Source organism: Inquilinus sp. YAF38, assembly GCF_052113205.1.
Lineage (GTDB): Bacteria > Pseudomonadota > Alphaproteobacteria > DSM-16000 > Inquilinaceae > Inquilinus.
On record NZ_JBFRCU010000017.1, the window covers coordinates 71521 to 95351 of the forward strand.

Consider the following 23831-nt stretch of genomic DNA (forward strand, 5'->3'; position numbering starts at 1 on the left):
CTTCTCAGTCCCCCCTCCCCTTGCGGGAGGGGGGTAGGGGGAGGGGTCTGCGCGCGTCCGCGCGCGGATGGGCAAGAAATCCAACCCGCCGTCACAACCAGTCTACCCAGTCCAGGCGGCACCAGGCCGAGAGAACCCCCTCCCCCTAACCCCCTCCCGCGAGGGGAGGGGGGACTCATTTGTCTGCGGCGCCCCAGCCGCCTACAGCGCGTCGCGCCAGCGGGCGCGCCACAGCCGGTAATCCATCCCGTATTCGCTCGCCGGGCTGGTCTCGTTGCCGAAGCGGTCGCGGAACGGGTTGAGCACCCGGTGGCCGCGCCACTCGAACACGTCGGTGGCCGCCGTGGGTCCCAACGCCTCGGCCAGCGCATCGTTCCGCAGGCCGCGCAGCAGGGCGAAGGCGTCGACCGGGCGCAAGCCCAGCCATTCGTCGAGATCGCTGGGGTGCAGGCACAGCCGGCGCCGCTTGCGCCAGTGGCCGAGCACGTCCCAGACCAGCGGGGCCGGCTCCTCCTCGTCCCCCGGCGGGCGGGCGACGGCGCGGATGTCAACCTGCCCGGCGAAGCAGCCGGTCAGTTCGGTCCGGTGCGGGGGAGAGGATGCAACCGACAGGCCCAGCCGCTCGAAATGCTCGCGCTGCGGCTCGTCGAGGCCGGCGGGGGTGCGGGGCAGGGGCAGGCCGGGGCCGGCCTCTGCGGCGGGGTTCGAGATCAGGCGCAGCACTCTATTGACCATTGCGATCTCCAACACGATGCAGGAACACCGGCAGCCGGCCGAAGACAGGGCCGAGATCGGCCCGGCTGCCCTCATTCCCCCGCACGTCGTCCCCCACAGAACGTCCATCCGGCAGCGTCAGCGCCGTGCCGTCGAAGCCGGTCAGGCCCAGGGCTCCGTTCAACTGGCCGGCCACCAGCCGCGGCACAGCGACGACCAGATGCCGGCCGTCCAGCGACCGGCGCCAGGCCACGACATGGGCCGCGGCCGGGCCCTGCGCCGCCACCGGCGCATAGTCGCCGCGGGCGAACAGCTCCGGGTCCTCGCGGCGCAGGCGCAGCAGCCGCGCCGCCAGCCAGTGCTTGATCCGCGCGTTCGGCCAGGCGGCGGCGAGCTCTGCCGGATCCGCCTCGGCGACCGTGTCGAGCTGCCGCGCCAGCCGGTCCCAGTCGACCGGGCGGCGGTTGTCGGGGTCGACCAGCGACAGGTCCCATTCCTCGGTGCCCTGGTACAAATCGGGCACGCCGGGCAGGGTCATCTGCATCGCCAGCTGGGCCAGGCCGTTGACCGCGCCGATGCGGGCGAGGCGCTCAGCGAAGGGCGCGACCGCGGCCGGGAACGGGCCGGAGGGGTCGAGTGCGGCGCGGATGAAGCGCTCCAGCCCGGCCTCATAGGCCTGGTCCGGGTCGGTCCAGCTGGTCTCGTCCTTGCCCTCGCGCGCCGCCTTCAGCAGATAGGCCACGATCCGGTCGGCATAATCCTTGTCGGGCCCGCCGGCGGGCCAGGTGCCGAGCACGGTCTGGTAGAACAGGTGCTCGTGCCGGCGGCTCGGCACCGGGCGATCCTCGCTGCCGCCGCGCTGTGGCGCCAGCAGGGCCGACCAGGCGACCAGGCCGGACTGCCATTCCGGCGCCAGCTCGGTCAGCGCCGCCAGGCGGGCGCGGACATCGGCGCCGCGCTTGTGGTCATGGGTCGACAGCGACGACAGCGCGTCGGGCCAGTCCTGCCGGCGGCGGGCGAAGGCGGCGTGGAAGTCGTCGGGCGCGATGCCGAACCGCTCCGGCCAGCCGCCGACCTCGTTTAGCGAGACCAGCGGCAGGTGGCGGTAGAAGGCCGTGTCCTCCACCGCCTTGGCCGCGACCGCGCCGGTCAGCTGCTGGAAGCGCTGCAGGATCAGGGCGGCGTCGTCGCCGGGGACGCGGCCGGAGACCAGCTTCGCCACGGCGTCGAGCGCCGGCCCGGGCACGGTCTCGCGCGCCCGGGCGATCGCGGCGTCGAGGCTGAAGGTGCCGCCATCGCCGGGATAGCCGCGATAGGCCTGCAGATGCTCGATCACCGTGGCCAGCGCCTCGCGCAGATCGGCGCGGGTCAGGTCGCGGGACTCCCAGCCGGCATAGGCCAGCCGGTCGACGGCATCGACCAGCGCCTCGAAGGGCGCGGCCAGATTGCCTTCGATCACCGCGCGGCGGCAGCGGCGGATGGTGTCGGCCATGCTGCCCTGGTCGCCGGTGAAGCGGGCATAGGCGGCGCGGATCGGGCCGGCCGCCGCCGGATCGACCTGCAGCGCGTGGATCGCGTTGGCGACCTCGTAGCCGGTGGTGCCCTCGACCGGCCAGCCGGCGGGCAGGTCCTCGCCCTCGGCCAGGATCTTCTCGACCCAGATGGTGAAGGGCACGCCGGCGGGGCGGACGGCGTCGACCGCCTGGCGCAGCCGGGCCAGGTAGCCGGCCGGGTCGGCCAGCCCGTCGATATGGTCGATGCGCAGCCCCTGGACCTGGCCGGCGGCGACGGCGGCCAGGATGCGGCCGTGGGTAGCGTCGAACACCGCCGGGTCCTCGACCCGCACCGCCACCAGATCGTCGATGTCGAAGAAGCGGCGGTAGTTGATCTCGGCCGCCGAGACCCGCCAATGGGCCAGGCGGTAATGCTGCCGCTCCAGGATCGCGTGCAGCGCGTCCGGCCCCAGGCTCTCGTCGATCGCCTCGACCGTGCCGGGGGCGACGGGGAGGGTGTGGCCGGGGATGGCGATGACGGGGCGGCCGGTCTCGGGATCGCGGCGCAGCTTGATGTCGCCGGCGCGCAGCGCCTCGCCATAGCGCTTGCCGAGGATCGGCAGCAGCAGCCGGCCGGGATGGGCCGGCGCGTTCCAGTCGATGTCGAACACGGCGGCATGCGGGCTGGCGCGGCCGTGCTCCAGCACGTCGCGCCACCAGGGATTGCCCGGGCTGGCCGCCATGTGGTTCGGCACGATGTCGAGGATCAGGCCCAGGCCCTGGGAGCCCAGGGCCTCGGCAAAGCGCTCGAAGCCGGCCTCGCCGCCGCGCTCCGGGTCGATCCGGGTCGGGTCGACGACGTCGTAGCCATGGGTGGAGCCGGGCCGGGCGGCGAGCAGCGGCGAGGCATAGACATGGCTGATGCCGAGCCGGGAAAGATAGGGCAGGGCGGCGCGGGCGTCGTCCAGCGTGTACCCGGCATGGATCTGCAGCCGGGCGGTGGCGCGGGGCGGGTGGGCGATCACGGTCATGCGGCGGGCTCCAGCACCACGACGGTGCCCCAGCCTTCGACACCGTCGGCCAGGGTGGCAACAAGGCCGGGCGTGCTCTCGAACAGGATCTCGCCGGCCGGCACCTCCCAGGCGGGACCCTTCCCCGGGGCCAGATGGGCGACGATGCGCAGCCAGCCGCCGCCTTGCAGCATCCAGGCGACGTCCAGCATGTGGTCGCGGCTGCGGTCGATGCCGGGACCGATCCGGCGCGGCGCCAGCAGCGGCATCACCCGGTGCCGGCGCAGGTGCAGCAGCCGGCGCACCAGATCCAGCCGGCCCGCGGCCTCATCGTCATCGGGCTGCTGCAGCACCGCCGACTCAAAGGTGGCGGGATCGAGCGCGTCGGGCAGCGCCTCGGTCGTGCCGGCGAAAGAGGCGAAGGCGGCGAACTCCTCGCGCCGGCCGCGGCGCACCGCGTCGGCCAACTCGCCCTCGAAGTCGCAGAAGAAGGGGAAGGGCTGGCGGCTGCCCCATTCCTCGCCCATGAACAGCATCGGGATCTGCGGCGCCAGCAGCAGCACCGCGGTCATCGCCTCGACCGCAGCCGGCTCGGCCAGGGCGGTCAGCCGGTCGCCGAGGGCGCGGTTGCCGATCTGGTCATGGTTCTGCAGGAAGTTGACGAAGGCGGTCGGCGGCAGATGGGCGCTGGGCTCGCCGCGCGTGGCCTTGCGATGCTCCGACCAGTCGCCCTGATAGATGAAGCCTTCCGAGAGCGCCCGGGCCAGGCGCGGCACCGGGGCGTCGGCATAGTCGGCGTAATAGCCGTCATCCTCGCCGGTCAGCACGACATGGGCGGCGTGGTGGGCATCGTCGTTCCACTGTGCGTCGTAGCGCCCGGCGGGGCCGGGCGTGCCGACAAGCCGCCGCGCCTCGTTGCTGTCATTCTCCAGCACCAGATGGATGTGCCGGTCGGGGAAGGCGGCGCGGGCGGCGTCGGCGATCTCGGTCAGGATGTCGGGCCGGCTGTCGTCCCGGATGGCATGCACGGCATCCAGGCGCAGCCCGTCGAAGCGGAACTCCTCCAGCCAGTACAGCGCGTTGTGGCGGAAGAAGGCGCGCACCTGCGGCCGGCGGAAGTCGATCGCCGGGCCCCAGGGGGTCAGGCGGTCGGCATCGAAGAAGGATTTAGCGTAGAGCGGCAGGTAGTTCCCGGCCGGGCCGAAATGATTGTAGACGACGTCCAGCAGCACCATCAGCCCGCGCTGATGCGCGGCGTCGACCAGGCGCTTCAGGTCGTCCGGGGTGCCGTAGATCGACGCCGGGGCGAAGGGCAGCACCCCGTCATAGCCCCAGCCGCGCGATCCGGGGAAATCGGAGACCGGCATCAGCTCGATCGCGGTGACGCCGAGTTCGGCGAGGCGGTCCAGCTGCTGCTCCACCGCGGCGAAGCCGCCGGGCCGGCCGATGGCGCCGCAATGCAGCTCATAGACCACGGCCTCGTGCCAGGGCCGGCCGCGCCAGCCGGTGACCTGCCAGTCATAGCCGTTCGGATCCCAGACGATCGAGGGGCCGAAGGGGCCGCCGTCCTGGGCGCGCGAAGCGGGGTCCGGCACCTCGGTGCCGTCGCCCAGCCGATAGCGATAGGGCGTGCCGGCCGGCGCGCCGGTCACGGTGCGGCCGAACCAGCCGTTGTCGAGGCGTTCCAGGGGCAGCGGGGCGCCGTCCTGCCCGAGCAGCAGGGTCATGCCCTCGGCATCGGGCGCCCACAGGCGGAAGCGCGTGCTGCCGTCCGGGCGCAGCTCGGCGCCGAACGGCATGGCATGGGTTGTGCGTTCCGTCGGCGCTGCCGGCGCGGCGCGGGCGGCGGCCGGCGGGGTCATCGGCCGCCCTCCAGTCCCAGGATCGGCATCCGGTCAGCCTCGCTTCGGCGCGCCATCGGGGTCCAGCTCCTCGGCGCCTTCCGGGACGCTGCCGGTGCCCTGGCTCTCCTCGCCCAGGATCTCGGCCTCGGCCTCGGCCCAATGCTGCTGCTGCCCGCCTTCGGGCCGGCCCAGCGCTTCCCAGATTTCGTAGGCGCGCCGCCGGATCTGCTCGTCGCGATCGTTGCTCATCCACCACATCCTTCTTTAGTATTGGGACCAATATGGCCCTTTGATTCCGACCCGCACGGCAATTCTTGCTAACAAATGTGAATGTTTTGTAAATTGAAAGGTTATTTCTTCTCATCTCTCGGGGTACTTACATTGCTTCAACACACAATTTATTGTCAGGCAAAAGAAATCGCATCGCCTTGGGGCGAAGCATTTCTTCCTGTCTAAGGCGGTGTGCACCGAGACGGCTGCGCCCGCTGGTCTCTGAAAACCCGGTGAGGCTGCCGGCGGCGGAAACGCGCCCGCAGCACGGCCTCATCAGGGAGAATAGCGGCTGCGCGGTTCGGTTCCGGCCCGCTCGCAGATTTTTTCGGGCCTTTCTGCGCGTCGAGAAAGGTGTCTTTCCAGGACCGGAACGATTGCGGCATCATCACCCTCCGCGATGCCCGCTTGACGGGAGGAGATGGGAATTGGTAACGTTCCCACACAACCTGTCCGAGAGGCAGGGCAGCATTCCACCCGGGAGACGCCCTTGAGCGGCAAGCGCCAGCCAACGATCATCGATGTCGCCCGCCTGTCCGGCGTGTCGAAGACGACGGTGGCGCGGGTGCTGTCCGGCGTCGGCGCGGTCCATGCCGAGACCCGCCAGCGGGTGGAGGAGGCGGTCCGCCAGTCCGGCTATGAGCGCAACCACCTGGCCTTCGGCCTGCGCACCGGCCGCAGCCGGATGATGGGCCTGGTCATCCCCGACATCTCCAACCCGTTCTGGGCCGACCTCGCCCGTGGCGCCCAGGACCAGGCGGAGGCGGAGAAGCGGTCGCTGCTGATCTTCAGCTCGGACTGGGATGTCGAGCGCGAGCGCCGGCATTTGCAGGCGCTGCGCCAGGCCCGGGTCGACGGCATCATCCTCAATCCGGCGACCGATGATCGTGGCCTGCTGCGCCAGACCGAGGCGCCGGTGGTGGTGATCGGCTCCTCCGGCGAGCGCTTCCCGGAATTCTCCAGCGTGCGCAGCGACGTCGCCCAGGGCGTGCGCCTGGCGCTCGACTACCTGATCGCCGCCGGGCACCGCCATATCGGCCTGATCAACGGCCGCGACCGGCGCGTCGCCCGCACCCGCTTCGTCACCGAGGCGCAGGCGCATTGGCAGCGCCACGGCTTCGACCCCGCATCCCTGCCGATGGACGAGGGCGACTACACCGCCGACTCCGGCCTGGCGGCGGCGCGCCGGCTGATCGAGCGCGAGGGCCGGCGGATGACCGCGGTCTTCGCCGCCAACGACCTGATGGCGGTCGGTGCCATCCTGGCCGCCCGCACCGCCGGCCTGGCCTGCCCGCGCGACATCTCGATCATGGGCATGGACGGGGTGGAGGCCGGCGGCTTCACCGATCCCGGCCTGACCACGGTCGACAAGCCGCGCTACGACATGGGCGTCCACGCGATGCGCCTGCTGCAGGCCGGGATCGACGGCGAGGCCGAGATCGAGCACACGGTGCTGCCCTGCCGGGTGGTCGAGCGCGCCTCGGTCGCCGCCCCGCCGCCGGCTTTGCGGACCGTCCGGAAGAAGAGCGCCTGACATGACCGGCCTCGACCACAGCTCCACCGACCTGACGCATCCCCTCGCTGGGAACGTTCCCAAGGCCGCCCGCCAATCCGGTTTCCGCCGGGTCTGGCGCTGGCGCGGCTACTACCTGATGCTGCTGCCGGGCCTGCTGTATTTCGTGGTCTTCCACTACCTGCCGATCTGGCAGGCCAAGCTGGCGTTCCAGGACTACCGCATCATCGGCCCCAGCCTCTGGGTCGGGCTGAAGCATTTCCGGGCGCTGTTCGAGAGCCCGGTGTTCTACCAGGTGCTGTGGAACACGGTGCTGATCAGCGCCATGAAGCTGGTCATCCTGTTCCCGATACCGGTGATCGTGGCGCTGCTGGTTAACGAGGTGCAGGGCAGCCGCTACCGCCGCTTCGTGCAGTCGGCGATCTACCTGCCGCATTTCCTGTCCTGGATCGTCATCGCCGGCGTGTTCATCGCGGTGCTGTCGCCGACCGACGGCACGGTCAACGACATCCTCGGCCTGTTCGGCTTCGCCCCGGTGCCGTTCATGACGTCGGAGGGCTCGATCCTCTGGGTCCTGGTCTTCTCCGAGATGTGGCGCAGTGCCGGCTGGGATTCGCTGCTGTTCCTCGCCGGCGTGATGGCGATCGACCCGCAGCTCTACGACGCCGCGACGATCGACGGCGCCGGGCGCTGGCGCAAGATCTGGCACGTCACCCTGCCGGCCCTGGTGCCGACCATGGCGACGGTGTTCATCCTCAATCTCGGCGCCTTCATGAGCGCCGGCTTCGACCAGGTGTTCAACTTCTCGAACGATGCGATCCGCGACCGGATCGACATCCTCGACACCTATGTCTACCGCATGGGCATCCTCGGCGGCGAATACGCCTATGCCACCGCCGCCGGCGTGTTCAAGGCGGTGATCGGCATGGCGATGATCCTGGCCGCCCACTTCGTTTCCAAGCGCATCACCGGCAAGGGGGTGTGGTGATGGCCGCCAGCAACATTCGCCGGACCCCGTTCGAGCGCATCGAATACGCCATCATCTGCTCGACCCTGCTGCTGATGGTGGTGGTGACGGTCCAGCCGATCCTGAACCTGCTGGCCGTGTCGCTGTCCGACAGCGCCGAGGTGCCGGGGATGAGCGGCCTGGCGGTGCTGCCGCACGGCTTCTCGCTCGATGTCTGGCAGGTGCTGCTGACCCATCCGCAGGTGCTGCGCGGCCTGGCCAACAGCCTGCTGATCACCATCGCCGGCACGGTGATCAACGTCGTCGCCACCACGCTGATGGCCTGGGCCCTGTCGCGCCCGGGGCTGCCCGGGCGGCGGGCGATCCTGGTCTTCATCCTGGTCACCGTGGTGTTCGAGCCCGGGGTGGTGCCGGACTATCTGGTGATGAAGCAGCTCGGCCTGCTCAACTCCTACTGGTCGGTGATCCTCTATCGCGGCGTCTTCGCCTGGTACCTGATCGTGCTGATCCGCTTCTTCGAGGAGATCCCGAAGGAACTGATGGAGGCGGCCGAGATCGAGGGCGCCTCGCCGCTGCAGACCCTGTGGTACGTGGTGACGCCCCTGGCGCTGCCGGCGATCGCCACCATCACCCTGTTCTACACGGTGCTGCACTGGAACGAATATTTCCGGGCGATGATCTACCTGAACGACCCGAAGATGTGGCCGCTGCAGGTGGTGCTGCGCCAGTTCGTGGTCGAAGGCGACAAGTCGCTGATGGTCGGGCTGGACGCCATGAACAAGTACACCGGCGGCAGCCAGATCGACCTCAGGGCGCTGAAGGCCGGGATGATCATCCTGACCCTGATCCCGGTGCTGGCGATCTATCCGCTGATCCTGAAGTTCTTCACCAAGGGCACCATGAGCGGGGCGGTCAAGGGATGACCCGCCGCCATGAGCCTCAACCAAAAAACCGAGGAGGAGACGCAATGAACAAGATGCTGCTGGGTTCCGCGCTGGCCCTGGTGTTCGCGGCGGCGATGGTTTCGTCGGCGCAGGCCGCCGATCCGGTGACGCTCCGCGTCGTCAGCAAGGACTTCACCAAGGCGAACCCGGACGACGTCAAGCTGGTCGGGGCGATCGAGGCCGGGATGGCCGCCAAGGGCCACCCGATCAAGATCGACCTGGTCGACGTGCCGCCCGGCGGCTATGCCGACAAGCTGTCGCTGATGCTGCTGTCGGGCGACATCCCCGACCTGATCTATTTCCAGGGTGGCGACCAGAAGATCGTCGAGCAGGGCTTACTCGAGGACTGGCGGCCTTGGCTGGATAAGGCGCCGAACCTGAAGCAGGCGCTGTGGGCGCACAACAAGCCGCGGCTCGAGAACTACCCCTATCTGATCTACCCGTTCCCGGTGCGGGCCAAGGTCGGGGTGATGCGCCAGGACTGGCTGGAGAAGACCGGCCTGCCGGCGCCGCAGACCCTGGAGGATTGGGAGGCGATGTTCCGCAAGATCGTCGACGGCGATCTCGACGGCAACGGCAAGAAGGACACCTACGGCATCACGGTGGCCACCATCCCGCCGGCCGGCGCCACCGACGAGCTGGACGAGATCTTCAACCAGGCCTTCGGCGTCAGCGCCACCTGGCTGAAGGACGCCTCGGGCCAGTGGATCCATTCCCGCGTCTCGCCGCAGGAGCGCGACAAGGTCGCCTATTACCGCAAGCTGTTCGCGGAAGGCCTGCTGGACCCCGACTTCATCACCACCAAATGGGACACCCGCGAGGACAAGTTCTACTCTGGCCGGGTCGGGGTGATCCTCGGTGTCGTCGGCGTCAACCTGGACATCTACCAGGGCAAGATGCGCCAGGTTCATCCGGGCACGACCCTGGTGCCGCTGGACCCGCCGAAGGGCCCGGGCGGGCAGGGGCTGCGCGCCGTCGACGTCAGCCGCGAGAGCCGCGGCTTCGCCATGTCCGCCATCTCCGAGCACAAGGAGGACGTGGTCGCCCTGCTGGACTTCATGGCGAGCCCCGAAGGCCAGCAGATCGACCGCATGGGCTTCGAGGGCGAGGAATGGGTCAAGGACGGCGGCACCGTCAAGACCACCGACAAGATGGCGACCTGGTACCCGCGCTTCATCATCGACCAGCCGGACGCCTGGACGCCGCCGGTGCCGCTGCTGTCGGAACAGGCCCAGAAGTCGATCGCGCTGGCCCAGAAATACTATTCGCCGGATGACAGCTTCGTCTTCCCCAGCGAGTACGCGGCCCGGCTGGACGCGGCGGAGAACGTCTATCGCAGCTATGTCTGGAAGTTCATCTCCGGCGAGCTGCCGATGGAGAAGTGGGACGACTACGTCGCCGAGTGGAACGCCAAGGGCGGCGCCGAGATCACCGAATATGCGAGGACCAAGCTGAATGGAACCAACTGACGCCGGCGCCTCGCTGAAAGGCCGGGTCCGGGGCATGCTGCATGGCGTCGCGTTCGGCGACGCCATCGGCGCCACGATCGAGAAGCTGTCCGCGGCCGAGATCCGGCAGCGCTACGGCCGGGTCACCTCGCTGGACGTCGACTGGCACCGCAAGGACGCGCCGGAGGCGGCGCGCGGCGGCCGAATCCGGGGGCATGGCATCGTCACCGACGACACGCTGATGACGCTGTGCCTGATGGCGGTCTACGAGGAGGCCGGCCGCCATCTCGATGCCTGGGACATGGCCGGCGGCATGGTCCGCCAAATTGCCTGGACGCCGCGCTGGATCCCCGAGATGCAGCGCGAGACCATGCTGATCGAGCGGCTGTTCTACCCGGAGAAATGGATCTTCCAGCGCCATCAGCTGACCAGCTGCGACCCGCGCGAGGGCGGCATCGGCAACATGGTCAATTGCGGCGCCGCCATGTACATCGCCCCGGTCGGCGCGGTGAACGCCTGCGATCCCAAGGCGGCCTATGACGAGGCGGTCGACCTCGCCGCCGGCCACCAGCACAGCTATGGGCTGGAGGCGGCCGGGGTGATGGCCGCCTGCGTCGCCGCCGCCATGGTGCCCGGCACCACCGTTGAAACAGTGGTTGAGACCGCGATCAATCTCGCCAAGGACGGCACTCGGGGTGCGATCGCCGACATCGCCGAGGTGGCGCGGCGGCTGAAGCCGCACCGTGCCGACCACGCCCGGGTGACGGCGGAGTTCCAGTCGGTCATCGGCCGCTATTCCAGCATGGGCGACAACGTCCATCGCCGGGTCGAGACGGCGGGGGTGCCGACCAACGACTACACCCCGTCGCGCCTGCGCGCGATCGAGGAACTGCCGCTGGCGCTGGGCTTCTGCCTGATCCATGACGGCGACTTCCGCGAGGCGGTGGTGGACGGCGTCAACTCCGGCCGCGACACCGATTCCATCGGCTGCATGGCCGGCGCCATCCTCGGCGCGATGCATGGCGAGGCGGTGATCGACCCGGCCGACCGCGACCTGCTGGACCGCGCCAACCGCTTCGACTTGGCGGCCGAGGCCGACCGCTTCCACGAAGCGACCGCCGCCATCCTGTCCGCCGATCTCGACCGCACCCGCCGGCGCGATGCCCAGCGCCTGGCGCTGACCGCCGATCCCGCCCAGCCGGCCCGCGCCGCCGCCGGCCGCTGACCCGCCCGAAGACCAAGAGCCCGGAATGCCCCTCCCCACCGACACCCTCGACCGCATCTATGCCGGCTTCCTCGGCAAGGCCATCGGCGTGCGCCTCGGCGCCCCGGTCGAGCCGACGATCTGGACCTGGGACCGGATCGACAAGACCTATGGCGAGATCACCGGCTACCTGCGCGACTTCAAGAACTTCGCCGCCGACGACGACACCAACGGGCCGGTCTATTTCATCCGGGCGCTGCGCGATTTCGGGCTGGACCCGTCGCCGCAGGATGTCGGCCGCACCTGGCTGAACTACGCCGCCGAGCTGCACGGCATGTTCTGGTGGGGCGGCTACGGCATCTCGACCGAGCACACTGCCTTCGCCAATCTCCAATCCGGCGTCCCGGCGCCCGAATCCGGCTCGATCGCCCGCAACGGCACGGTGATCGCCGAGCAGATCGGCGGCCAGATCTTCGTCGATTCCTGGGGCTGGGTGTGCCCCGGCGATCCGGCCCGCGCCGCCGACCTGGCCGCCCGCGCCGCCAGCGTCTCGCATGACGGCAACGGCCTGCACGGCGCCCGCTTCGTCGCCGCCGCCATCGCCAAGGCCTTCGTCGCCGAGACGATCGAGGAGGTGGTGGAAGCCGGCCTGGCCACGGTCCCGGCCGGCAGCGAATACGCCCGCGTCGCCCGTGCCGTGCAGGCCCTGCACCGGGTGAAGCCGAAGGATTGGCGCGCCTGCCGGCAGATGCTGGAGAGCGAGTTCGGCTATGACCGCTATCCCGGGGTCTGCCACATCATTCCGAATGCGGGGCTGCTGATCCTGTCCCTGCTGTATGGCCAGGGCGACCTGTCGCGCACGGTCGAGATCGCGACCATGGGCGGCTGGGACACCGACTGCAACGCCGGCAATGCCGGGGCCATCGTTGGCACCCTGGCCGGCATCGCCGGGGTGGCGCCGCATTACCGCGAGCCGATCAATGACGGCATCGTCGCCTCCGGCATCACCGGGTCGCTCAACATCGTCGACATCCCCAGCTTCTGCCGCGAGTTGGCGGTGCTGGCCCATCGTCTGGCGGGGGAGGAGTTGCCTGCAGAATGGGCGGCGGACTGGGTCGCGGATATGGAGCGGCGCGGCCTGCGCTTCGATTTCGACCTGCCGGGATCGACCCACGGCTTCCGCACCGCGCCCGACAACCGCATCGCCCTGTCCTGGTCCGACGAGCGCAAGGCGACCGGCCGCGGCGCGCTCTGCGCCCTGCTGGACCGGCTGGAGCGAGGCGATGGCGGGCGGATCTTCTGGAAGCCCTTCTACCGCCGCAGCGATTTCGACGACGAGCGCTACCGGCCGATGTTCTCGCCGGTGGTGGCGACCGGGCAGGAGGCAACGCTGCGCCTCTGGCTCGACCCCTGGGAGGGCGACGGCCATCTCCGCATCGTGCCCTATGTCCGCCGGGCGATGAGCGGCACGATCGACGAGATCGGCGCCTGGACCCAGCCGCCGGCTGGCGAATGGCATGAGCTGCGATTCACCGTGCCGGAGACGGGTGGCGAGGCGGTCGACGAGATCGGCATCAAGGTCGAGTATTTCGGCCGGCTGAAGTTCCTCGGCCGGATCTTCATCGACGAATTCACCGTGTCCGGCGTCGGCTCGACCCGTCTCGACCCGCAGATCGAGGCCAATGAATGGGGCGGCATCACCCGCTGCACCTGGAACCGAGGCGTCTGGAAGATCGAGGACGGCCGCATCCACGCCCTCACGGCATCCGACGCCGACCTCTGGACCGGGCACCTCTACGCCCGCGACCAGACCGTGACGGCGGAGGTGACACCGCTGGCCGGCGACGGGCACCTGGTCTGCGCCCGCGGCCAGGGCAATGAGCGCTGCTACGCCGCCGGCTTCGTCTCGGCTGATGAGGTGGCGATCATCCGCCGCGACTTCGGCGAGACCGTCCTGGCCCGGGCGCCGTTCCGGCGCGAGCTGGGTCGGACCTACAACCTGGCGCTAGAAGCGGTGGGCGACCGGCTGGCCCTGTCGGTCGACGGCAAGGTGCTGCTGGAGGCCCGCGACGGCACGCTGGCCTATGGCATGGCCGGGCTGCGCCTGCCTTCGGCCGGGCGCATGCAGGCCGGGGTGATCGAGATCCGCGAGGCCGCCCATGGCTGAGGCGCACCCCGCCCGCCTCGAGCCGGAGAGCCAAGGGCCGCTCTCCGGCATCCGCGTGCTCGACCTGTCGCGCGTCGTCGCCGGCAACGCGCTGGGGCTGGAGCTGGCGGATTTCGGCGCCGAGGTGATCAAGGTCGAGCCGCCGGGCGGCGACCCGCTGCGCGACTGGCTGGTGAAGGGCCACAGCCTCTATTGGAAGGAGCTGTCGCGCAACAAGCTGTCGGTCGTGCTCGACCTGCGCAAGCCGGAGGGCATGGCGGCGCTGGAACGGCTGATCCCGACCGCCGATGTGATGATCGAGAACTTCCGGCCGGGCGTGCTGGAGGAGATGGGGCTGGCGCCCGACCGCCTCCTGGCGATGGCGCCGGATTTGATCCTGGTGCGCATCTCCGGCTTCGGCCAGACCGGGCCGGCCAGCCGGCTGCCCGGCTTCGGCACGCTGGTCGAGGCGATGTCCGGGTTCGCCTCGCGCAACGGATTTGCCGACCGCGAGCCGGTGCTGCCGCCCCTGGCCCTGGCCGACATGATCGCCGGGCTGCATGGCGCCAAGGCGGTGCTGGCGGCGCTCCGGGCCCGCGACCGCGGCATGGCCCGCGGCCAGGTGATCGACCTGTCGCTGCTGGAAGCGATGTATTCCGTGCTGGGGCCGGAGGCCGGCAGCTACGCCGTCACCGGCCAGGTCAAGGAGAGGACCGGCAGCGCCTCGGGCAACAGCGCGCCGCGCAACGTCTACAAGACCCGCGACGGCCGCTGGATCGCCATGTCCGGCTCCACCGACCGGATGGCCAAGCGCATCCTGCTGCTGGTCGGCGGCGACGCCATGGCGCGGGACCCGCGCTACGCCACCAATGCCGACCGGGTGCGCAACCGGGTGGCGCTGGACGCCGTCATCGGCGAATGGATCGGCGCCCGCGACCGCGACACGGCACTGCAGATCTTCCGGTCCGAGGGTATCACCGTCGGCCCGGTGCACGACATCGCCGATTTCATGGCCGACGACCATGTGATCGAGCGCGAGGTGGTGGTGTCGATCCCCGACCCGGATCTGGGGCCCTTGCCGGTGCACAACGTCCTGCCGCGCCTGTCGGCCACGCCCGGCGCGATCCGCCGCCTGGCGCCGGAGCCCGGCGCCGATGCCGAGGACGTGCTGCGTCGGGCCGGCTTCTCGGACGCGGAGATCGATGTCCTGCGTGAGGCGGGGGCGCTGGGGTGATTCCGGACGGCTACGACGACCGGGTCTATGCCGGCTGGCTGGGCAAATGTATCGGCGTCCGTTTCGGCGCCCCGCTGGAGAACTGGACCGAGGCCCAGATCCGCAGCCATATCGGCGAGCTGGAATTCTATCTCAGCGAGGATGACGGCCGGTTCTTCAAGCCGGATGACGACACCGCCTTCTCGATGATCCTGGCCCGCATCTTCGAGGATTGCGGGGCCTCGGCGCAGGTGACGACGCAGCAGATCGCCGAGGGCTGGCTGAACTATCTGGGCGACCAGCACGGCACGCTGTGGTGGGGCGGCTACGGCGTCGCCGCCATGCACACCGCCTATCTCAACCTCGCCGCCGGCATCCCGGCGCCGCTGGCGGGGTCGGCCGCGCTCAACGGCCGGATCGTCGCCGAGGAGATCGGCGGCCAGATCTTCGCCGACATCTGGGGGATGATGGCGCCGGGCCGGCCGGATCTTGCCGCGGATTTGTCGGAGCGGGCTGCGCGGGTGGCCTGGGACGGCAACGCATTGCAGGGCGCCCGCTTCGTCGCCGCCATGGTCAGTGCTGCCTTCGGGGTTCGCGAGCCAGCGGCATTGATCGAGGCCGGGCTGGCCCGGATCGACCGCGACGGGGACTATGCCGCCATGGTCCGCGCCATGGTCGACGCCCATCGCCGCTGTCCCGACGACTGGCGGGCCGCCTTCGCCGTGCTGTCGGCCGAGTTCGGCTACGACCGCTACCCGGGCACCGTCCCGATCGTGCCGAATGCCGGCGTCATCGTCCTCGCTTTGCTGTACGGCGCCGGCGATTTCAGCCGGGCGCTGCGGATCGCCGCCATGGCCGGCTGGGACACCGACTGCAATGTCGGCAATGTCGGCGCGGTCATGGGTGTCGCCGTCGGTGTCGATGGCATCGACCCGTCCTGGCGCCGGCCCGTGAACGACATCCTGGTCAATGCCGGGCTGATCGGCGGCCGCAACCTGATGACGATCCCGCAGGGTGCCGACCTGCTCGCCCGGCTTGGCCGCGGCCTGGCCGGGATCGAGGCCGGGCCGGTACCGCCCCGGCGGCATCTCCGCCACGCCGGGGCGATGGGCGGGTTCCAGGCCCGGGCGACCGGCGGCCTGGGCCGGCCGATCGAATGGCGGCGATCGACCGAGATCGATCCGGCCGGCGCGCTGGCCGTGGTGATCCGCAAGCTCGGCGACACCGGCGAGATCCGGCTGTCGACCCGCAGCCACCTCCGGCCGTCGGAGCTCAGCGGCAATTTCTACGGCGCCAGCTTCTCGCCGCAGGTCCATCCCGGCCAGCGGGTGACGGCGCGGCTGTGGGTCCCGCCCGATGCCCCGCCCTCGCTGCGGGCCGGCCTCTATGTCCGCGACGACAACCACGACCGCAGCCACCAGGCAGAAACCACGCCGCTGCGGCCGGGCGAATGGCAGGACCTGGCCTTCGACATCCCGCCGCTCGCGGACCCCTGTCTGTCCGAGGTCGGCATCGTGCTGCGCAACCTCGGCGGGACCTGGGAAGCGGGGTCGCTGCACCTGGCCTGGCTCGACTGGGGCGGCGCGCCGCGGTTCTCGACCAGCTTCGCCCGTGAGCGGCCGCAGACCGGCGGCATCAGCCAATGGACCTGGCTGCGCGGCTTCTGGCGGCTGGAGGATGGCGGCTATCACGCCAGCGGTGCGACCCGGTCGGAAAGCTACACCGGCGACGTCGAGTGGCGGGACTACCAGGTGGCTGCCACGATCGTGCCGCTGGTCGGTCCCGCCCACGCCGTGCTGACGCGGGTGCAGGGCGCCCGCCGCAGCTACGCCCTGGCCCTGACCGGCGACGGCTGCCTCACCCTGTTCCGGACCGAAGGCGAGACCCGCCCGGTGCGGTCCGTGCCCTTCGCCTGGTCGCATGGCCGCAGCTACCGCCTGTCCGTCGCCGCGTCCGGCGCAGCCCTGCGCTGCGAGGTCTCCGGCGCCGAGGGCTCGGCCGGGTTCGAATGGACCGACGAGCGGCCCATTCGCCATGGTCAGGTCGGCCTCGCCAATTGGGGCGGCGTCCACACCCGGTTCACCGCCCTGGAGGTCGGCTGAACCGAGCCGGTGAGGACGCCGCCGGGGCGTGACGGCGCCCGGCGCCGGATCAGGAGATCTTCAAGGCCTTCTTCAGATCGCTGTCGATCGACCCCGGCTTCAGGCCGTTATCGCGCCGGAACGTGTCGATCGCGGCATTGGTCTTGGGACCGATGATCCCGTCGGCCGTCACCGAGGTGAAGCCGCGGTCCCGCAGCGCCTGCTGGACCTTGCGGATGTCGTCCTTGGTGGGTGGCGTGCTCGCCGCGGGCTGCGTCGCGGGCGCGGGCTTGAGGACATTTCGCACCTTCTGCAGCCAGGCTTCCCGGTCGGCCAGCCCGATCGTGCCGCCGTTGATCAGGCGTGTCACCTTGACGAAGTCGCCTTCGTCGCAGGCCGCATTGATGTTCTTCAATTTCCAGAAGCCGCAGGCGACGCGCAGCGCGTCCGGCAGCGCCTCGGCGCGGTCCGGATCGGCTTCCAGGTTCATCCCGATGGCGGCACCGACACTGCGATAGCCGTCGCGGCCGGTGATCTGGATGTATCCCCGGCCCCGATATTTCCAGCCGTCGCCCGAGTCCGGGGTCCCGTTGCCCATGCGGCTGGCATAGACCTTGTTGGCCAGCGCCTCCGGATTGTTGCCGAAGGGCTCGGCCGAGGCCAGGGTGGGAAAGCGCGACGGCCAGACCTCGGTCAGCCGCTTGGCGCTGTATCTCAGATTCTCCTCGATGACGGTGAGGCCGCCGGATTCATGGGCGACCTGCGCCAGGAAGAATTGCAGCCGGTTGGGCGTGTTCGAGATGCCGAAATCAGCGAAAACCGAGTTGGCCTGGCTGGCAAACGCCTCCACGATGTCGTCGCGACCTCTCGGGAACAGCGTTTTCAAATCCTGAAGTGAAATCATCGTCGTCTCCTGAAAGCAATCCGCCAGCGTTCTGTCGGATCCAAAAATCAAGTGGCGGGAAACAGAATTTCGAACAATTCGATGGAATTTTGATGTAACAATTGCAAGCATAAGCTCAATTCGAGGTAAGGGCAACGTGCTCGATCCCGGTTCGGTCAAGTCGGTGCATCGGGCAGAAAAGGATTGAGCCTAAGAAGCGGTCGATATCTACTCGGTAGAACAAATATCCAACCGGGAGGAATCGGCCATGCGCGCTGCGGCGTTCGCCTGTACCATCATTGCCGCGGCTCTGACGGCCGCATCGGCCCTGGCGGCCCAGCCGCGCTGGTTCACTTACGACCCGGCCAAGCTGGAGCAGGCACGGGCGAAGATCGCCGCCGGGGATCCGCTGTACCGTCCATCCTACACCGCGCTGCTGCAGGCCGCCGACAAGGCGCTGGCCAAGACAGCACCGTCGGTCACCGACAAGACGCTGACCCCGGCCTCCGGCGACAAGCACGACTATTTCAGCTTCGGCCCCTATTGGTGGCCGAACCCGGACACGCCGACCGGGCTGCCCTATGTCCGCCGCGACGGCCAGACCAACCCGGACAGCAAGACCGACGCCACCGACAGCCTGCGCCTGTCCACCTTCGGCAGCGACCTGCGCAGCCTGGGGCTCGCCTACACCTTCACCCGCGACCCGAAATACGCGGTCAAGGCGGCGGAGATGCTGCGGGTCTGGTTCGTCCAGCCGAAGACGCGGATGAATCCGAACATGACCTATGCCCAGGCGATCCCGGGCATCGTCGACGGCCGCGGCATCGGCATCATCGACAGCCGCGCCTTCATCGACGTGATGGATTCGGTCGAGCTGATCCGTCCCAGCGGCGCGCTGCGCGAGCTCGACTATCAGCTGATCAAGCTGTGGTATCGCCTCTTCACCCTGTGGCTGCTGACCAGCGAGAACGGCTTCGAGGAGGCCAACTGGCACAACAACCACGGCACTTGGTACGACGCCCAGGTGACGGCGTTCGCGCTGTTCACCGACCAGCCGGAGGTGGCGAAGCGGCAGCTGAAGATCGCGGCGCTGCGCCGGGTGGCCGGCCAGTTCGACAAGGACGGCCGCCAGATGGCGGAGCTGGAGCGGACCCGGGCCTTCCACTACAGCCAGTTCAACCTGCAGGCTTATAACCGTCTCGGCCGTTATTCCGAGCTGGTCGACGCCGGCCTGACCAATGGCGACACCGACCCGACCGACCTCTGGCGCTTCTCGCTCGACAGCCACACGCTGCAGAAGGGCTACGGCTTCGTCGCCGGCTATGTCACCGCGGCCGGCACCATCGACCCGTCCTGGCCCTATCCCGAGCTGACGCCGGGCGACGGGCTGGACGAGGCGCTGGGCAACCTGCTGGCCGCCGCCCGGGCCTACCACGACCCGGCGCTGCGGCAAAAGGCGGCGATCCTGCTGGCCAAGTTCCCCGGCAAGGTCGACGCGCTGCTGCTGCCGCTGGACTGAGAGACCGCCTGTAAATGCTACTGGTGAGGCCGTCTGACGGCGATTGCTCCGCTTCCGGTGCTCACGAACCCAAACGTCCGCTGCGCGCCGGTTCTCGAAACCACCGCCAGCCGACTCACACCAGCGCATTTCCAAACGGTCTCTGAGCCTTCGCCCCGGTTACGACACCGGGCGCTGCAGCTCCAGCCGGTCGCCGATGCGCAGCAGGCGCAGCTCCAGGGCCGGCTGGCCGGCGCCACGTGGCACCGCCACCACCGCCTCCTGACCCGGCGCCAGGGTCGAGACGAAGCGGACGACGCTGCCCGGGGCGTCGGTGCCGGCCGTGACCACGGTCTCGTATCCGGAAGCCGCCGGCTGGTAATGGACGCTGATATTCACGTCGCCGAGCGTGGCGGTCAGGCCGGCGCCGGGCAGGATCACCTCCGCCGCGGCGGGGCGGGTGGCGAAGGCGCCGAACAGGGCGGCGGCGAGCAGGATCTGCGGCAGCCGGCCGGTGGCCGGCGCCTTGCGTGCACGAGTCATGATGGTGTCCTCAGGGGTGTTCGAGCGGGCGTCAGGCCGCGCTCTGGCCGCCATCGACGATGATGGCCTGGCCGTTGACATAGGAGGCCCGGTCCGACAGCAGGAACAGGGCGACCTGCGCGATCTCCTCCGGCTCCGCCAATCGCTTCAGCGGGATGCCATAGGCGAGGGGATGGGATTCGGTGCCGTCTTCATTCTTCACGATCCGGCCCTGCGTCATCTCGGTGCGGGTGATCGACGGGTTGATCGAATTGACGCGAATGCCGTGCGGCCCCAGCTCCACCGCCGCGGCGCGGGCCAGCGAGACGATGCCGCCCTTGGTCGCGCTGTAGATCGAGGTGCCGGGCGCGGCGATGCCGGCGAGCACCGAGCCGTTGAACAGGATCGATCCGCCGCCTCCCTGCGCCCTCATCTGCGCCGCCTCCGCCTTCAGCGCGAAGAACTGGGCCTTGAGGTTGGTGTCGACCAGGCTGTCCCAGCGCGCCTCGTCGAGCGTCTCGATCGGCCCGCCGCCGGAGATGCCGGCATTGTTGAAGGCGGCGTCCAGCCGCCCGAAGCGCGCCACCACCCGCTCGATGATGCCGGGAATGGCATCGATCCGGGTCAGGTCGGCCTGGATGAAGACCGCCTCGCCGCCGGCTGCGGCGATCTCCGCGGCCACCGCCTCGCCCTCGGCCGCCCGCCGCCCGGTCAACGCCACTTTGGCGCCTTCGCGGGCGAACAGCACGGCACTGGCGCGGCCGATGCCCGACGTGCCGCCTGTGACCAGGGCCACCTTGCCATCCAATAGTCTCATTTTTCGCTCCTTTACATGACTATCATCATGCAATGAGCGTTAGATGATACTGATCATCCTTTTTGCAAGGTCCGCTCGGTCGGGCGAGGGAATCAGTCCAGGAAGTCGCCGTGCTTCCGCACGTGCTCGGCCAAGCCCAGCGTGTGCTCGCGCACCAGCGTCTCGGCCAGGTCGGCGTCGCGGGCCTCCAGCGCGGCGACGATCTTCTGGTGGTCGACCACCGAGCGCTGCGCCCGGTGATCCTGGCCGATCGTCACCCGGCGGATGCCGCGCATATGGATGAACAGGTTGTCGGTGATATCGACGATCAGCTGGCAGCCGCTGATCCGGATGATCTGCTTGTGGAAGGCGACGTTTGCCTCGGAATACTCGGTGACATGCTCCTCCGGGTTGCGGTCATGGAACACGTCGACATAGTCGTGCAGCTTGCGGATCTGGGCGTCGGTCGCGACCTGGGTCGCCAGCCGCGCGGCCATGCTCTCCAGCGCGGCCCAGACCGTGACCATCTCCAGCACCTCGGCCTTGCTCTTGCGGATCACGAAGATGCCGCGGCGGGGGACGGAACGGACGAAGCCCTCCTGCTCCAACAGCGTCATCGCCTCGCGGATCGGGGTGCGGCTGACCCCCAGCATCTCGCTCAGCTGCCGCTCCTCCAGCTTGATCTCGCCGGCATGGCCGTAGATGTCCATCTCGGTGATGGCCTGCTTCAGCGCCTTGTAGGCCTTGATCCGGAAGCTCGTTTCGGTGTCGAGCGGTTTGACGTCGATCTGCGGGAAGCTCATCGGAGGCCCTTCTGTCGCCTGCGCGGCCGGCGTTCCCCTCGGCTATAGCTCCGGGCGCTGCCGGTCACAAGTATACCGTAGACGAGAGTCCAACGCAGCTTTCCTCCCTGGGACAGATTGGCCCTTGGATCGATTGACACGAGGTATTTTGTATACCACGATGGTCCGGTCGGCTGCTCAGCGGCCCTGACTCCAATCACTGGGAGGAAGGCGCGGCCATGAAACTCTGCATCTACGGCGCGGGAGCCATCGGCGGCTATCTCGGCGTCCAGCTTCATCGCGCGGGGGTCGAGGTCAGCCTCGTCGCCCGCGGCCTGCATCTCGAGGCGATGCGCCAGAACGGCCTGACCCTCAGGATCGACGACGAAACCCGCACCGCCCGCATCCGCTGCACCGACAACCCGGCCGAGCTGGGCCCGCAGGACTATGTCGTGATCTGCCTCAAGGCCCATTCGGTGCCGGGGGTGGTCGAGGCGATCCAGCCGCTGCTGGGGCCGGAGACGGCGATCGTCACCGCGGTCAACGGGCTGCCCTACTGGTACTTCCACCGCCATGGCGGCGCGCTCGAGGGGCGTACCATCGAGACCGTCGATCCCTGCGGGGTGCAGTGGCAGCGGCTGGGGCCGGAGCGCGGCATCGGCTGCATCGTCTATCCGGCCACCGAGGTGGTGGCGCCCGGCGTGGTCGAGCATCACTACGGCGACAAGTTCCCGCTCGGCGAGCCGGACGGCAGCCGCTCGGCCCGCGTTACCGCCCTGAGTGAGGCGATGACGGCGGCAGGATTGCAGGCGCCGGTGCGGGACAACATCCGCGACGAGATCTGGCTCAAGCTCTGGGGCAATCTCTGCCTCAACCCGATCAGCGCCCTGACCCATGCGACGCTCGACGTCATCACCGGCGATCCTTCCACGCGCGACGTGGCGCGGCGGATGATGGCCGAGGCACAGATGATCGGCGACCGGCTCGGCGTTCATTTCCGGGTCGATATCGAGCGGCGGCTGGACGGCGCCGGCGCGGTCGGCGCCCACCGCACCTCGATGCTGCAGGACCTCGACCGCGGCCGGCCGATGGAGATCGACCCGCTGGTCACCGTGATTCAGGAGCTCGGCCGCATGGTCGGGGTGCCGACCCCGACGGTCGACACCGTCCTGGCCCTGGTGCAGCAGCGCGCCGAGATCGCCGGGCTCTACAGCCGGTCCGTGCCAGCCGAAGCCAAACATGCGCCGGCGCTGGTGCCGGCCTGACCCTTGTCCGAGCGGCCGGAAAGAGCCGCTTTCCAGAGGAGGAACCCAGCCAATGAGGGCCGAAGACATTCTCCGCCAGAAGGATTCGCGCGTCGTCATGATCCGCGTCGGCGAGACGGTGGCCACCGCCGTCGCGCTGATGACGAAGGAGATCATCGGCGCCCTCGTCGTCAAGGAGGTGTGCCGCACCGAGGGCAATGTCGTGGTCGGGGTGTTCTCCGAACGCGACGTCGCCCGGGCGCTGGCCACCCATGGCGCCGCGGCGCTGGCCATGCCGGTCTCGGCCTTCATGGGCCGCACCGTGATCAGCTGCGAGCCGCGCGACAGCATCGAGACGGTGCTGCGGCTGATGGACGAGAACCACATCCGGCACGTGCCGGTGATGGAGGACCACACCCTGGTCGGGGTGATCAGCGCCCGCGACCTGATCCGGCACTTCCTGCAGCAATCCTCGCCGGCGCTGCAGGACCCGGCCGCGGCCGTGGTCCACGCCTGACCTCCACTTGAGGAGTGGAACCGCGGTGGCCCGACCGGCTGCCGCGGCGTCTCTAACGCGATGCGGCGCCGCTGCACGGGCCGCATGGGGGAGTCTTGTCCATGCGGATACGTGTGTTGCGGGAGCGGCGGGGTGGTGAGCGCCGGGTGGCGGCGACGGTGGACAGCGTGAAGAAGCTGGTGGCGCTGGGCGCGACGGTGGTGGTGGAGACCGGCGCCGGGCTCGGCAGCGCGGTGACGGACGAGGCGTACCGGTCGGCGGGGGCGGAGGTGGCGCCCGATGCGGCAGCCGCTCTGGCGGGCGCGGACGTGGTGCTGAAGGTGCGTCGTCCGCTGCGGTCGGGCGAGGGCGAGGTCGACGAGCTGTCGCTGATCCCGCGCGGCGCGACCCTGATCGGTATCCTGGAGCCCTATGACGACGCCGACAGCCTGTCGGCCTATGCCGAGGCCGGGATCGAGAGCTTCGCCTTGGAGCTGGTGCCGCGGATCACGCGGGCGCAGTCGATGGACGTGCTGTCGAGCCAGGCCAACCTGGCGGGCTACCGGGCGGTCCTGGAGGCGGCGTCGGTGTTCGGCCGGGCCTTCCCGATGATGATGACGGCGGCGGGCACGGTGCCGCCGGCGCGGGTGCTGGTGATGGGCGCGGGCGTGGCCGGGCTGCAGGCGATCGCGACGGCGCGTCGGCTGGGGGCGGTGGTGTCGGCGACCGATGTGCGCCCGGCGGCGAAGGAGCAGGTGCAGTC

General features: G+C 69.6%; 19 protein-coding genes and 1 pseudogene. 12 read left to right on the forward strand and 8 right to left on the reverse strand.

Annotation, left to right across the window (positions count from 1 at the left end; translation table 11 throughout):
- Window positions 1-201: 201 nt before the first annotated feature.
- The 4 genes from AB4Z01_RS10505 to AB4Z01_RS10520 are packed head-to-tail and all read right to left on the reverse strand — an operon-like array spanning window position 202 to window position 5310.
- Window positions 202-735: a hypothetical protein gene (locus AB4Z01_RS10505; protein WP_441693180.1), complete on the reverse strand. Its 534-nt coding sequence runs from the start codon at window positions 733-735 to the stop codon at window positions 202-204.
- Window positions 725-3238, reverse strand: a complete 2514-nt coding sequence (treY, locus tag AB4Z01_RS10510; RefSeq protein WP_441693183.1) for a malto-oligosyltrehalose synthase — start codon at window positions 3236-3238, stop codon at window positions 725-727. Before treY ends, AB4Z01_RS10505 begins: the two co-directional genes overlap by 11 nt.
- Window positions 3235-5079 (reverse strand): malto-oligosyltrehalose trehalohydrolase, encoded by a 1845-nt coding sequence (gene treZ / locus AB4Z01_RS10515; RefSeq protein ID WP_441693185.1) that lies wholly within the window; start codon window positions 5077-5079, stop codon window positions 3235-3237. Before treZ ends, treY begins: the two co-directional genes overlap by 4 nt.
- A 33-nt stretch (window positions 5080-5112) precedes the next feature.
- A complete protein-coding gene (locus AB4Z01_RS10520; protein ID WP_441693188.1) occupies window positions 5113-5310 on the reverse strand; it encodes a DUF2934 domain-containing protein in 198 nt (65 codons plus the stop codon).
- A gap of 511 nt (window positions 5311-5821) precedes the next feature.
- On the opposite strand from AB4Z01_RS10520, the gene AB4Z01_RS10525 reads away from it, so the two are divergent.
- The 8 genes from AB4Z01_RS10525 to AB4Z01_RS10560 are packed head-to-tail and all read left to right on the forward strand — an operon-like array spanning window position 5822 to window position 16868.
- Entirely contained in the window at window positions 5822-6865 is a 1044-nt protein-coding gene (locus AB4Z01_RS10525) for a LacI family DNA-binding transcriptional regulator (protein WP_441693191.1), read from the forward strand.
- Window position 6866: 1 nt separating this feature from the next.
- Window positions 6867-7832 (forward strand): ABC transporter permease, encoded by a 966-nt coding sequence (locus AB4Z01_RS10530; protein WP_441693194.1) that lies wholly within the window; start codon window positions 6867-6869, stop codon window positions 7830-7832.
- Entirely contained in the window at window positions 7832-8734 is a 903-nt protein-coding gene (locus AB4Z01_RS10535) for a carbohydrate ABC transporter permease (RefSeq protein WP_441693197.1), read from the forward strand. Before AB4Z01_RS10530 ends, AB4Z01_RS10535 begins: the two co-directional genes overlap by 1 nt.
- 44 nt (window positions 8735-8778) lie before the next feature.
- Window positions 8779-10224 (forward strand): extracellular solute-binding protein, encoded by a 1446-nt coding sequence (locus AB4Z01_RS10540; protein WP_441693200.1) that lies wholly within the window; start codon window positions 8779-8781, stop codon window positions 10222-10224.
- Window positions 10211-11428, forward strand: a complete 1218-nt coding sequence (locus tag AB4Z01_RS10545) for an ADP-ribosylglycohydrolase family protein (RefSeq protein ID WP_441693203.1) — start codon at window positions 10211-10213, stop codon at window positions 11426-11428. Before AB4Z01_RS10540 ends, AB4Z01_RS10545 begins: the two co-directional genes overlap by 14 nt.
- A gap of 25 nt (window positions 11429-11453) precedes the next feature.
- The gene (locus AB4Z01_RS10550) at window positions 11454-13574 is read left to right on the forward strand and encodes an ADP-ribosylglycohydrolase family protein (protein ID WP_441693206.1); all 2121 of its coding nucleotides are present in this window, start codon (window positions 11454-11456) and stop codon (window positions 13572-13574) included.
- Window positions 13567-14787 (forward strand): CaiB/BaiF CoA transferase family protein, encoded by a 1221-nt coding sequence (locus AB4Z01_RS10555; RefSeq protein ID WP_441693209.1) that lies wholly within the window; start codon window positions 13567-13569, stop codon window positions 14785-14787. Before AB4Z01_RS10550 ends, AB4Z01_RS10555 begins: the two co-directional genes overlap by 8 nt.
- Window positions 14784-16868, forward strand: a complete 2085-nt coding sequence (locus AB4Z01_RS10560; RefSeq protein ID WP_441693211.1) for an ADP-ribosylglycohydrolase family protein — start codon at window positions 14784-14786, stop codon at window positions 16866-16868. Before AB4Z01_RS10555 ends, AB4Z01_RS10560 begins: the two co-directional genes overlap by 4 nt.
- Window positions 16869-16917: 49 nt before the next feature.
- Here the strand turns inward: AB4Z01_RS10560 and AB4Z01_RS10565 are convergent, their stop codons facing one another.
- On the reverse strand, window positions 16918-17910 hold the full coding sequence (locus AB4Z01_RS10565) for a peptidoglycan-binding protein (RefSeq protein WP_441693213.1): 993 nt from the start codon (window positions 17908-17910) through the stop codon (window positions 16918-16920).
- 88 nt (window positions 17911-17998) lie between these two features.
- Here AB4Z01_RS10565 and AB4Z01_RS10570 point away from each other — a divergent pair, with 88 nt between their 5' ends.
- Window positions 17999-19249 carry an alginate lyase family protein gene (locus AB4Z01_RS10570; RefSeq protein WP_441693215.1) on the forward strand — a complete coding sequence of 417 codons (1251 nt, stop codon included), beginning with the start codon at window positions 17999-18001 and terminating at the stop codon, window positions 19247-19249.
- Window positions 19250-19408: 159 nt separating this feature from the next.
- Here AB4Z01_RS10570 and AB4Z01_RS10575 read toward each other — a convergent pair whose 3' ends face one another.
- The 3 genes from AB4Z01_RS10575 to AB4Z01_RS10585 all read right to left on the reverse strand — a co-directional run bounded on the left by AB4Z01_RS10575 (window position 19409) and on the right by AB4Z01_RS10585 (window position 21349).
- A complete protein-coding gene (locus AB4Z01_RS10575; RefSeq protein ID WP_441693217.1) occupies window positions 19409-19771 on the reverse strand; it encodes a hypothetical protein in 363 nt (120 codons plus the stop codon).
- A 31-nt stretch (window positions 19772-19802) separates the two neighbouring features.
- A complete protein-coding gene (locus tag AB4Z01_RS10580; protein ID WP_441693219.1) occupies window positions 19803-20567 on the reverse strand; it encodes an SDR family NAD(P)-dependent oxidoreductase in 765 nt (254 codons plus the stop codon).
- Between the two features lie 92 nt (window positions 20568-20659).
- On the reverse strand, window positions 20660-21349 hold the full coding sequence (locus AB4Z01_RS10585; RefSeq protein ID WP_441693221.1) for a GntR family transcriptional regulator: 690 nt from the start codon (window positions 21347-21349) through the stop codon (window positions 20660-20662).
- A 218-nt stretch (window positions 21350-21567) separates the two neighbouring features.
- Between AB4Z01_RS10585 and AB4Z01_RS10590 the strand changes: the two genes are divergently transcribed.
- From AB4Z01_RS10590 to AB4Z01_RS10600, 3 genes and pseudogenes are all read left to right on the forward strand, one after another.
- Window positions 21568-22593, forward strand: coding sequence for a 2-dehydropantoate 2-reductase (locus tag AB4Z01_RS10590; RefSeq protein ID WP_441693223.1), 1026 nt, complete (start codon window positions 21568-21570; stop codon window positions 22591-22593).
- A 52-nt stretch (window positions 22594-22645) separates the two neighbouring features.
- A complete protein-coding gene (locus AB4Z01_RS10595; RefSeq protein WP_441693225.1) occupies window positions 22646-23089 on the forward strand; it encodes a CBS domain-containing protein in 444 nt (147 codons plus the stop codon).
- 101 nt (window positions 23090-23190) lie between these two features.
- A pseudogene (locus tag AB4Z01_RS10600) lies at window positions 23191-23831 on the forward strand (NAD(P)(+) transhydrogenase (Re/Si-specific) subunit alpha); the annotation flags it as partial.

Excerpts from the sequence above, each read along its gene's own strand:
- AB4Z01_RS10505 (WP_441693180.1), bottom strand. The coding sequence starts at position 735 with ATGGTCAATAGAGTGCTGCGCCTGATCTCGAACCCCGCCGCAGAGGCC.
- treY (WP_441693183.1), bottom strand. The coding sequence starts at position 3,238 with ATGACCGTGATCGCCCACCCGCCCCGCGCCACCGCCCGGCTGCAGATC.
- treZ (WP_441693185.1), bottom strand. The coding sequence starts at position 5,079 with ATGACCCCGCCGGCCGCCGCCCGCGCCGCGCCGGCAGCGCCGACGGAA.
- AB4Z01_RS10520 (WP_441693188.1), bottom strand. The coding sequence starts at position 5,310 with ATGAGCAACGATCGCGACGAGCAGATCCGGCGGCGCGCCTACGAAATC.
- AB4Z01_RS10530 (WP_441693194.1), top strand. The coding sequence starts at position 6,867 with ATGACCGGCCTCGACCACAGCTCCACCGACCTGACGCATCCCCTCGCT.
- AB4Z01_RS10535 (WP_441693197.1), top strand. The coding sequence starts at position 7,832 with ATGGCCGCCAGCAACATTCGCCGGACCCCGTTCGAGCGCATCGAATAC.
- AB4Z01_RS10540 (WP_441693200.1), top strand. The coding sequence starts at position 8,779 with ATGAACAAGATGCTGCTGGGTTCCGCGCTGGCCCTGGTGTTCGCGGCG.
- AB4Z01_RS10545 (WP_441693203.1), top strand. The coding sequence starts at position 10,211 with ATGGAACCAACTGACGCCGGCGCCTCGCTGAAAGGCCGGGTCCGGGGC.
- AB4Z01_RS10550 (WP_441693206.1), top strand. The coding sequence starts at position 11,454 with ATGCCCCTCCCCACCGACACCCTCGACCGCATCTATGCCGGCTTCCTC.
- AB4Z01_RS10555 (WP_441693209.1), top strand. The coding sequence starts at position 13,567 with ATGGCTGAGGCGCACCCCGCCCGCCTCGAGCCGGAGAGCCAAGGGCCG.
- AB4Z01_RS10570 (WP_441693215.1), top strand. The coding sequence starts at position 17,999 with ATGCGCGCTGCGGCGTTCGCCTGTACCATCATTGCCGCGGCTCTGACG.
- AB4Z01_RS10575 (WP_441693217.1), bottom strand. The coding sequence starts at position 19,771 with ATGACTCGTGCACGCAAGGCGCCGGCCACCGGCCGGCTGCCGCAGATC.
- AB4Z01_RS10580 (WP_441693219.1), bottom strand. The coding sequence starts at position 20,567 with ATGAGACTATTGGATGGCAAGGTGGCCCTGGTCACAGGCGGCACGTCG.
- AB4Z01_RS10585 (WP_441693221.1), bottom strand. The coding sequence starts at position 21,349 with ATGAGCTTCCCGCAGATCGACGTCAAACCGCTCGACACCGAAACGAGC.
- AB4Z01_RS10590 (WP_441693223.1), top strand. The coding sequence starts at position 21,568 with ATGAAACTCTGCATCTACGGCGCGGGAGCCATCGGCGGCTATCTCGGC.
- AB4Z01_RS10595 (WP_441693225.1), top strand. The coding sequence starts at position 22,646 with ATGAGGGCCGAAGACATTCTCCGCCAGAAGGATTCGCGCGTCGTCATG.